The sequence below is a fragment of the Brevundimonas sp. genome, from assembly GCF_013823285.1.
Lineage (GTDB): Bacteria > Pseudomonadota > Alphaproteobacteria > Caulobacterales > Caulobacteraceae > Brevundimonas.
Genome location: NZ_PNLV01000098.1, coordinates 1 through 8433 on the forward strand (window position 1 = coordinate 1; position 8433 = coordinate 8433).

Annotated in this window: 9 protein-coding genes; 6 read left to right on the forward strand and 3 right to left on the reverse strand. The window is 69.0% G+C overall.

The genetic code is table 11. The features are described 5' to 3' along the window. The 3 genes from C0461_RS11845 to C0461_RS11855 all read right to left on the reverse strand — a co-directional run. On the reverse strand, window positions 1-700 hold a 700-nt coding region (locus tag C0461_RS11845; RefSeq protein ID WP_292107179.1), incomplete at its 3' end, for a shikimate dehydrogenase. Then, window positions 697-1293 (reverse strand): Maf family protein, encoded by a 597-nt coding sequence (locus C0461_RS11850; RefSeq protein WP_292107182.1) that lies wholly within the window; start codon window positions 1291-1293, stop codon window positions 697-699. The genes C0461_RS11845 and C0461_RS11850, both read right to left, overlap by 4 nt. Next, a complete protein-coding gene (locus C0461_RS11855; protein ID WP_292107184.1) occupies window positions 1290-2159 on the reverse strand; it encodes a pyruvate, water dikinase regulatory protein in 870 nt (289 codons plus the stop codon). The genes C0461_RS11850 and C0461_RS11855 overlap by 4 nt, the downstream gene beginning before the upstream one ends. Window positions 2160-2605: 446 nt before the next feature. Here C0461_RS11855 and hemE point away from each other — a divergent pair, with 446 nt between their 5' ends. From hemE to mnmE, 6 genes are all read left to right on the forward strand, one after another. Continuing rightward, window positions 2606-3646 (forward strand): uroporphyrinogen decarboxylase, encoded by a 1041-nt coding sequence (gene hemE, locus C0461_RS11860; RefSeq protein ID WP_292107186.1) that lies wholly within the window; start codon window positions 2606-2608, stop codon window positions 3644-3646. Then, window positions 3643-4686 (forward strand): ferrochelatase, encoded by a 1044-nt coding sequence (gene hemH / locus C0461_RS11865; RefSeq protein ID WP_292107188.1) that lies wholly within the window; start codon window positions 3643-3645, stop codon window positions 4684-4686. Before hemE ends, hemH begins: the two co-directional genes overlap by 4 nt. After that, window positions 4683-5135: a CopD family protein gene (locus C0461_RS11870; RefSeq protein ID WP_292107190.1), complete on the forward strand. Its 453-nt coding sequence runs from the start codon at window positions 4683-4685 to the stop codon at window positions 5133-5135. The genes hemH and C0461_RS11870 overlap by 4 nt, the downstream gene beginning before the upstream one ends. A gap of 202 nt (window positions 5136-5337) precedes the next feature. After that, window positions 5338-6738, forward strand: a complete 1401-nt coding sequence (gene rho, locus C0461_RS11875; protein ID WP_021696984.1) for a transcription termination factor Rho — start codon at window positions 5338-5340, stop codon at window positions 6736-6738. A 71-nt stretch (window positions 6739-6809) separates the two neighbouring features. After that, window positions 6810-7037, forward strand: a complete 228-nt coding sequence (locus tag C0461_RS11880) for a DUF6489 family protein (protein WP_292107193.1) — start codon at window positions 6810-6812, stop codon at window positions 7035-7037. A 121-nt stretch (window positions 7038-7158) separates the two neighbouring features. After that, window positions 7159-8433 (forward strand): tRNA uridine-5-carboxymethylaminomethyl(34) synthesis GTPase MnmE (mnmE, locus tag C0461_RS11885; RefSeq protein ID WP_292107195.1); only part of this gene is annotated, 1275 nt, incomplete at its 3' end.

Genomic DNA, 8433 nt, shown 5'->3' on the forward strand with positions numbered 1-8433 from the left:
TCAGGCCCCGCGCGCGCGCCGCCATCAGGAACGGCGTCTCCAGCGGCTTGTAGGTCATGTCCAGCGCCGCCACGGCCTCGGGCGTCCTGCTGAAATCGAACACCATCGGCCCGCTCACCGCATTGATCACCAGCCGCGCCCCGGCGATGTCGGCCGGGTCCTCTCCCGCCACCCGCACCCGGTCGTCGAAGGTCTCGGCCAGCGCCTGCGCCCGCTCCCGCGTCCGGTTCAGGATCACCACCTCCGGCGCGCCCCCGGCCAGCAGGGCGGCCACGGACGCCCGTGCAGCACCCCCAGCGCCCAGAAACAGCACAGGCCCCGCCGTCATGTCGACGTCGGGCGCCTGTTCGGCCAGCGCCTTCAGCAGCCCCTCCCCGTCGGTGCTGTGCGCAATGACGCGGCCGTGCCGGAACGCCAGAACATTGGCCGAGCCGCAGGCCCGCGCGGTGTCGCTGGGCTCGTCGGCCCGGGCCAGCGCCTGGCCCTTGAAGGGGGCGGTGACGTTCAGGCCATGGATCATGCCCGCCCGGCCCGCCTCGATCAGCAGGTCGAAAGCCGCCTCGTCGGACGGGGCGAAGGCGGCGTAGACCGCATCCATGCCCGCTGTTTCAATCCACGCATTGTGGATGACAGGGCTGAGCGAATGGGTCACGGGCCGACCCACGATTCCCGCCAGCAGGGCCGCGCCTGTAATCCTCATGACGCCAGCAATCCTCGAGCGCGGAGTTCCGTCAGCACTGGCCACAGCGGCATGCCCAGGACGGTGAAATAGTCCCCCTCGATGCGCTCGAACAGCTGGGCGCCCAGGCCCTCCAGCCGGTAGCAGCCCACGCTGGACAGGATTTCCTCGCCCTCGGCCGCCAGATAGGCGTCCAGAAAGGCGTCCGAGAAGTCCCGCACCTGCATCCGCGCCGAATCCGCCGCGCTCCACACGGTCTCGCCGCCCACCGCCAGCGCCGCGGCGGAATGCAGCACATGGCCCTTGCCGCGAAAGGCGTTCAGCCGCGCCCGGGCCTCCTCCAGGCTGTCGGCCTTGTCTATCAGCCCCCCGTCCAGATCCAGGGTCTGGTCCGACCCCAGCACCAGTCCGGCGTGCGCGCGCGACGCCGCCTCGGCCTTGGCCCGCGCCAGCGCCAACGCCACGCCCGCAGGGTCTGCGCCGCCGGCCAACAGGTCGACCTTCAGCGCCCCTTCGTCCACATCGGCGGATGTGGCCTGATGGGGCACGCCCGCGCCGGTCAGCATGGCCCGGCGCGCCGCGCTCTTCGACGCAAGGATCAGGGTCCCGCTCATGACTGCGCCCCGCCCGCGTCGGGCTCGCCGGTCCTGGCCCGGCGTTCGTTGAGCAGATTGATGACCTGGGCCGCCGTCTCCTCGATGGAGCGGCGGGTCACGTCGATGGTGGGCCAGCCGCGCCGCTCGAACATGCGCCGGGCCTTCACGGTCTCGTCCCGCACCGCCTCATGATCCACATAGGTAGAGCCGCGCACCTCCCCCAGGCCCTCCAGCCGGTTGCGGCGAATCTGGACCAGACGGTCCGGAGACACGGTCAGGCCCACGACGAGCGGGGTCTTCAGCCCGTTCAGCCGCTCCGGCGCCTCTTGCCCGGGGACCAGCGGCACATTGGCCGCCCGCACGCCCCGGTGGGCCAGATAGATGCAGGTGGGCGTCTTGGAGGTGCGGCTGACCCCCACCAGCACCACGTCGGCGTTCTCCAGATCGTTCTGGCTCTGCCCGTCATCGTGGGAAATGGCGTAGTCCAGCGCCCCGATGCGGTTGAAATAGTCGGTGTCCAGGGCGTGCTGGGCGCCCACCCGGGTCGAGATGGCGGCGCCCAGATAGCGTGACAGGGCGCCCACCAAGGGATCCAGCGCCCCGATCTGGGGCATGCCCATGCGCCGGCAGCCGTCCTCCAGCGCGGCGCGCAGCTCCCGGTCCACGATGGTGTGCAGCACCACGCCCGGCGAGGCGTCGATGGACTCCAGCACCTTGTCCAGCTGCTTGTGGGAGCGCACCAGGGCGTAGATGTGCTCGATGGGGATGACGCCGTCGAAGCGGGCCACCACGGCCTTGGCCATGGCGTTCAGGGTCTCTCCGGTGGAGTCCGACACCAGGTGGACGTGGAAATAGGTGGCCAGACGGCCCGGCTTGGCGATCATCGGGGGGCGAACCTGTGGGCGGCGCCCCGAACGACTGGGGACGGTTTCATGACTTTTCCATAGCCTCTCGGGCGGCCGGGCGCATCCTTCGGGATTACGGGGACGATCACGAGGGTCGGGGCCATTCCGTCCCGCGTGTGTGGTCCGGCGGCGCCCAGCATGGGGATGGCTTGGTGAAGACCCGACTTATCCCCGCCGCCCCGGATTCCGCGACCGCTGTCGGGCTAAGGGCTGGTAAGGTTTTGTTAACACTATCCCGTAGGATCATCCCCACGGTCGCTCCCCGTGGATGACCGGCGATCCGCAGGGGAGAAACCCGGCGCCGTCCGGCCAAGACCTGAAACTGTCCCCGGCGTCCCCCGCCCAAGACTCTGTCACCATCTCTCAAGACTCTAATTCATGAGTAAGGATTGAGTGGGACGGTCAGGCCTCGTACACGGCTCGGCATGGCCAGTGACGACCCCGTTTTCCTTCGCGCCCTTAGGGGTGAGTCCCTCGAGCGCCCCCCGGTATGGTTCATGCGTCAGGCCGGGCGCTACCTGCCGGAGTACCGGGCCTTGCGAGCGCAATCGCCCGACTTCATCGCCTTCTGCCTGAATCCCGAGATGGCCGCCGAGGTGACGCTGCAGCCCATGCGGCGGTTTGGCTTCGATGCGGCCATCGTCTTCGCGGACATCCTGCTGATCCCCCGCGCCCTGGGCCAGGAGGTCTGGTTCGAGGCGGGCGAGGGCCCCCGCCTGGGCGCCCTGCCCGACGTGGCCTCCATGCGGGATCTGGCGCAGGGCGCCGGCGCGGCCCTGTCCGAGGTGGGCGAGACCCTGTCGCGGGTTCGTGAGGCCCTGGAGCCCGAACGCGCCCTGATCGGTTTCGCCGGCGCCCCCTGGACCGTGGCCACCTACATGCTGGACGGGGAGGCCCGCACCATCGGCAAGGGCGAACGGGCCCAGGCGCGCACCTACGCCTATGCCGAGCCGGAGAAGGTGGACGCCCTTCTGGATGTGCTGGTGGAATCCAGCGCCTGGTACCTGAAGATGCAGGCGGACGCCGGCGCCCAGGCCCTGAAGATCTTCGAGAGCTGGGCCGAGGGCCTGCCCGACGATCTGTTCGACCGTCTGGTCCTGAAGCCGCACCAGAAGCTTGTGGCCCGCCTGCGCGAGCTGGGCGTCTCCGTGCCCCTGATCGGCTTCCCGCGCGGCTCGGCGGCGCTGGCCGAGGGCTATGCGCGCGATGTGGACGTCCAGGCCGTGGCGCTGGACACCGCCTGCCCGCTGGCCGTCGGCCGCCGGGTCCAGGCCATCAAGCCCATCCAGGGCGCCCTGGACCCTCTCCTGCTTCGGGCGGGGGGTGCGGCGCTGGACCGCAGGGTGGATCAGCTGATGGAGGCCTGGGGCCAGGGGCCGTGGGTCTTCAATCTGGGCCACGGCATCCTACCTGATGTGCCGATCGCCCATGTGGAGCAGGTGCTCCGCCGGATCGGAGCCCAATGACCGACGCCTCCACACCTCGCCGCATCGCCGTCGTCCTGATGAATCTGGGCGGGCCCGATGGTCAGGAGTCCGTCCGGCCGTTCCTGTTCAACCTGTTCAACGACCCGGCCATCATCGGTCTGCCCGGCATTGTCCGCACGCCGCTGGCGAAATTCATCTCCTCCAAGCGCGAGGAGGAGGCCAAGGCCAACTATGCGATCATGGGCGGCGGCTCGCCCCTGCTGCCCGAGACCGAAAAACAGGCCGCGGCCCTGACCGAACGTCTGCGGCGGGACTGGCCCGGCGACGATGTCCGGGTGTTCATCGCCATGCGCTACTGGAACCCCCTGACGCCCGAGACCGCAAAGGCGGTCGAGGCGTTCGGCCCGGATCAGGTGGTGCTGCTGCCGCTCTATCCGCAGTTCTCCACCACCACCACCCAGTCGTCCCTTAAGGCCTGGCGCGAGCATTATCGCGGACCGGGCCGGATCAGCGCGGTGTGCTGCTATCCCGAGGCCACCGGCTGGATCGAGGCCCAGGCGGCCCTGATCACCGCCCAACTCGAGAAGGCCGGGGACAAGCCCGTCCGGGTGCTGTTCTCCGCCCACGGCATCCCCGAAAACCTGGTCCACAGGAAGGGCGATCCCTATCAGGAGCAGGTGGAGCGCACGGTCTTCGCCGTGGTCGAGCGTCTGGGCCTGCAGGACTGGACCATCTGCTACCAGAGCCGCGTCGGGCCGCTGAAATGGTTGGGCCCGTCTACGCCGGACGCCATCGAACAGGCTGGCCGTGACGGCGTCGGGGCCGTGCTGGTGCCCATCGCCTTCGTCTCCGAGCATGTGGAGACCCTCGTGGAGCTGGACGTGGAGTACGGCCATCTGGCTGAGGAGAAGGGGGTGAGCCCTTATCTGCGCACGCCGGCCGTGGGCGTGACGGATGCGTTCATCGAGGCCCTGTCGGAAGCGGTCGGCTCGGCCGTGGACCGGACCGGAATCGCCCCCTATGGCCCCGGTTGTCAGGGCGACTGGAAGGCCTGTCCCTGCCGCGGGATGGCGGCATGAACGCCTATGATCTGGCCCGGGCCCTGCACATCCTGGCGGTGATCGCCTGGATGGCGGGCCTGCTCTATCTGCCGCGGCTGTACATCTACCACGTCAAGGCGGCGGCGGGCGGCGAGATGGATCTGACGTTCCAGACCATGGAACGCAAGTTACTGAAATTGATCATGAATCCGTCAATGATCGCGGCCTGGATCTTCGGCCTGTGGCTGTTCTGGCTGCGAAGCGGCTCGGGCGCGGACTGGTCCTTCGCCCACCAGCCCTGGATGATCGCCAAGATCGCGGGCGTCCTGTTCCTGACCGGCTGGCATCACTATCTGGCGGTGGCGCGCAAGCGGTTCGCCGCCGGGACCAATCAGAGGTCCGAACGGTACTGGCGCATGACCAACGAACTGCCCTTCGTCGCCGCCATCGTCATGGTCCTGTCCGTGACCCTGGAATGGTCCTTCTGAGCCGTTCCGCTTGACGCCGACGCCCGCCTGTGGTGTCGCTGGCGACGAGGCGCAGAAATGCGCTGCCCTTCTTTCAAGACGACCCGACCGTTCCGCTTGACGCTTGGGCGCCCGTCTTTCCCCTCCGGCCTTTCGGCCAGACATCGCCTTTTCCTCCCCCGTCCGCCCGGCCCTCGCCGCGCGGCCTCTTCGCGATACGCTCATGACCGACACCGAAAACCAGACTCCCGCCGACGACGCCACGGTTGAGGATCAGACCGCCGACACCCCGTCCGACGCCGATGGGGATTCCGACAGTGAGTCCGAAAACGGCGATGACGAGCGCGGCGCCGGTCTCGGCGAGCGCATCTCGCTTGAGGAGCTGAAGGAGAAGTCGGCCGCCGACCTGGTCGCCTTCGCCGAGGGTCTGGAGATCGAGAACGCCTCGAACCTGCGAAAGCAGGATCTGCTGTTCGCCATCCTCAAGGTTCTGGCCGACGAGGAGGTGGAGATCTCCGCCGACGGCGTGCTTGAGGTTCTGCCCGACGGCTTCGGCTTCTTGCGCAGCCCCGACGCCAACTATCTGCCGGGGCCCGACGACATCTATGTCAGCCCGTCCCAGATCCGCCGCTTCGGCCTGCGGTCCGGCGACACGGTCCACGGCACGGTGCGCGGCCCTCGCGAGGGCGAGCGCTATTTCGCCCTGCTCAAGGTCGACACCATCAATTTCGAGGACCCGGAGACGGTCCGCACCAAGGTCAATTTCGACAACCTGACGCCGCTCTATCCCGACTCCCGCCTGAACATGGAGATCGAGGATCCGACGCTGAAGGATCGCTCGGGCCGGGTCATCGACATCGTCGCGCCCCTGGGCAAGGGGCAGCGCTGCCTGATCGTGGCGCCGCCGCGGGTCGGCAAGACGGTGATGCTGCAGAACATCGCCAAGTCCATCGAGCAGAACCACCCCGAGGTCTATCTGATCGTCCTGCTGATCGACGAGCGCCCCGAGGAAGTCACCGACATGCAGCGCACGGTGAAGGGCGAGGTCGTGGCCTCCACCTTCGACGAGCCCTCCACCCGTCACGTGGCCGTGGCCGAAATGGTCATCGAGAAGGCCAAGCGCCTGGTCGAGCACAAGCGCGACGTGGTGATCCTGCTGGACTCGGTCACCCGCCTGGGCCGCGCCTACAACGCCACGGTGCCGTCGTCGGGCAAGGTCCTGACCGGCGGCGTGGACGCCAATGCCCTGCAGAAGCCCAAGCGCTTCTTCGGCGCCGCGCGCAATGTGGAGGAGGGCGGCAGCCTGACCATCATCGCCACGGCCCTGATCGACACCGGCAGCCGCATGGACGAGGTGATCTTTGAAGAGTTCAAGGGCACCGGCAACTCAGAGATCGTGCTGGACCGCAAGGTCGCCGACAAGCGCATCTTCCCGGCCATCGACGTGCTGAAGTCCGGCACCCGCAAGGAAGACCTGATCGTGCCCAAGGACCAGCTGGCCAAGACCTATGTGCTGCGCCGCATCCTCAACCCCATGGGCCCCCAGGACGCCATCGAGTTCCTGCTGGACAAGCTGCGCCAGTCCAAGAACAACGGCGACTTCTTCCAGTCCATGAACACATAATCCGGCCTTGGCACCTCGCACGCGGTGCGAGGCTGCTTGAGGCTGTTTCACGTGAAACACGGGAGCCTGCGATGAAGGTCAAGATCGAGATCGACTGCGAGCCGGCCGAGGCGCGGGCCTTCCTCGGTCTGCCCAATGTGGAGCCGCTGAACGACCACATGGTGGCCGAGATGCAGCGCCGCATGGACGAGAACATCGTCGCCATGCAGCCCGACGAGCTGATGAAGACCTGGACCAGCTTCGGCCTCCAGGCCCAGGACCACTTCCGCCGCCTGATGGAAAGCGCCACCAAGCCATGACGACAATCCTCCCCCGTCGGGGGAGGGGGACCGCCCCCGGGTCTTGCCTTCGGCAAGCCCGAGGACAGGCTTCGCGGTGGAGGGGGCTGGCCGCCGCACAGACGCTCGTCGCTCTTCACCCATGACCGACACCCTCTACGCCCTCGCCACCCCGCCCGGACGCGGCGCCATCGCTGTGGTGCGGCTGTCGGGTCCAGCCACCGAAGCGGCGCTGACAGCCCTCGGCGCCGGTGGGCTGGAGCCCCGCCGAGCCTCGCTCCGCGCCCTGCGAGACGCCTCGGGCGAGGTCTTTGATCAGGCTCTGGTCCTCTGGATGCCCGGTCCCGCCAGCTTCACCGGGGAGGACTGCGCCGAGCTGCATCTGCACGGCGGCCGGGCGGTGTTCGAGGCCTGCGCCCGGGCCCTGTCCGATCTGGGCCTGCGCCCCGCAGAACCCGGCGAGTTCTCACGCCGCGCCTTCCAGAACGGCCGCATGGACCTGACCCAGGCCGAGGCCGTGGCCGATCTGGTGGATGCTGAATCCGACGCGCAGCGGCGCCAGGCGCTCGGCCAGCTGGGCGGCGCCCTGTCCGAGCGCTACGCCGGGTTCCGCGCGTCCCTGCTGTCCATCCTCGCCCTGCTGGAAGCCGAGATCGACTTTCCCGACGAGGAGGGCGTGCCCGGAGGCCTGTCGGACCGGGTCGGCCCCATGATCGCCATCCTGTCCGCCGACATCGACGCGGCCCTCGGTCAGGCCCGGCGCGGCGAACGCATCCGCGAGGGCTACCGCATCGTCCTGATCGGCGACACCAATGCGGGCAAGTCCACCCTGTTCAACCGCCTCGCCGGGCGCGAGGCCGCCATCGTCACCCCGACCCCGGGCACCACCCGCGATGTGCTGGAGGCCCATCTGACCCTCGGCGGCTATGCCGTCACCCTGATGGACACCGCCGGCCTGCGGGACACCGCCGACGCCATCGAGGCCGAGGGCGTGCGCCGCGCCCGCGCTCGGGCCGCCGAAGCCGAGTTGCGTCTGTGGGTCCGCGCCCCGGGCTTCGACAGCGCGGCCGTCGCGGATCTGGTGCAGCCGGGTGATCTGGCGGTGCTGAACAAGTCGGACATGGAGCCCCAGACCCCGCCCGAGGGCATGGCCCATCTGGCCGTCAGCGCCGAGCGGGGGGAGGGGCTTGAGGCTCTGGAATCCTGGCTGGCCCGCCGCATCGCCGACGATCTGTCCGGCGCCGACTTCCCGGCCGTAACCCGCGAGCGCCACCGCATCCGGCTGGAGCGGGCGCGGGATCATCTGGCGTCCGCCCGCGCCGCCATGGCCCTAGGGCCCGAGGTGGCCGCCGAGGATGCCCGGCAGGCCGCCAACGCCCTGGCCGAGATCGTCGGCGCGGTCGGGGTGGAGGATGTT

Bases quoted from the DNA above. Each gene is read 5' to 3' on its own strand.
- C0461_RS11850 (WP_292107182.1), bottom strand. From the start codon at position 1,293: ATGAGCGGGACCCTGATCCTTGCGTCGAAGAGCGCGGCGCGCCGGGCC.
- C0461_RS11855 (WP_292107184.1), bottom strand. From the start codon at position 2,159: ATGATCGCCAAGCCGGGCCGTCTGGCCACCTATTTCCACGTCCACCTG.
- hemE (WP_292107186.1), top strand. From the start codon at position 2,606: ATGGCCAGTGACGACCCCGTTTTCCTTCGCGCCCTTAGGGGTGAGTCC.
- hemH (WP_292107188.1), top strand. From the start codon at position 3,643: ATGACCGACGCCTCCACACCTCGCCGCATCGCCGTCGTCCTGATGAAT.
- C0461_RS11870 (WP_292107190.1), top strand. From the start codon at position 4,683: ATGAACGCCTATGATCTGGCCCGGGCCCTGCACATCCTGGCGGTGATC.
- rho (WP_021696984.1), top strand. From the start codon at position 5,338: ATGACCGACACCGAAAACCAGACTCCCGCCGACGACGCCACGGTTGAG.
- C0461_RS11880 (WP_292107193.1), top strand. From the start codon at position 6,810: ATGAAGGTCAAGATCGAGATCGACTGCGAGCCGGCCGAGGCGCGGGCC.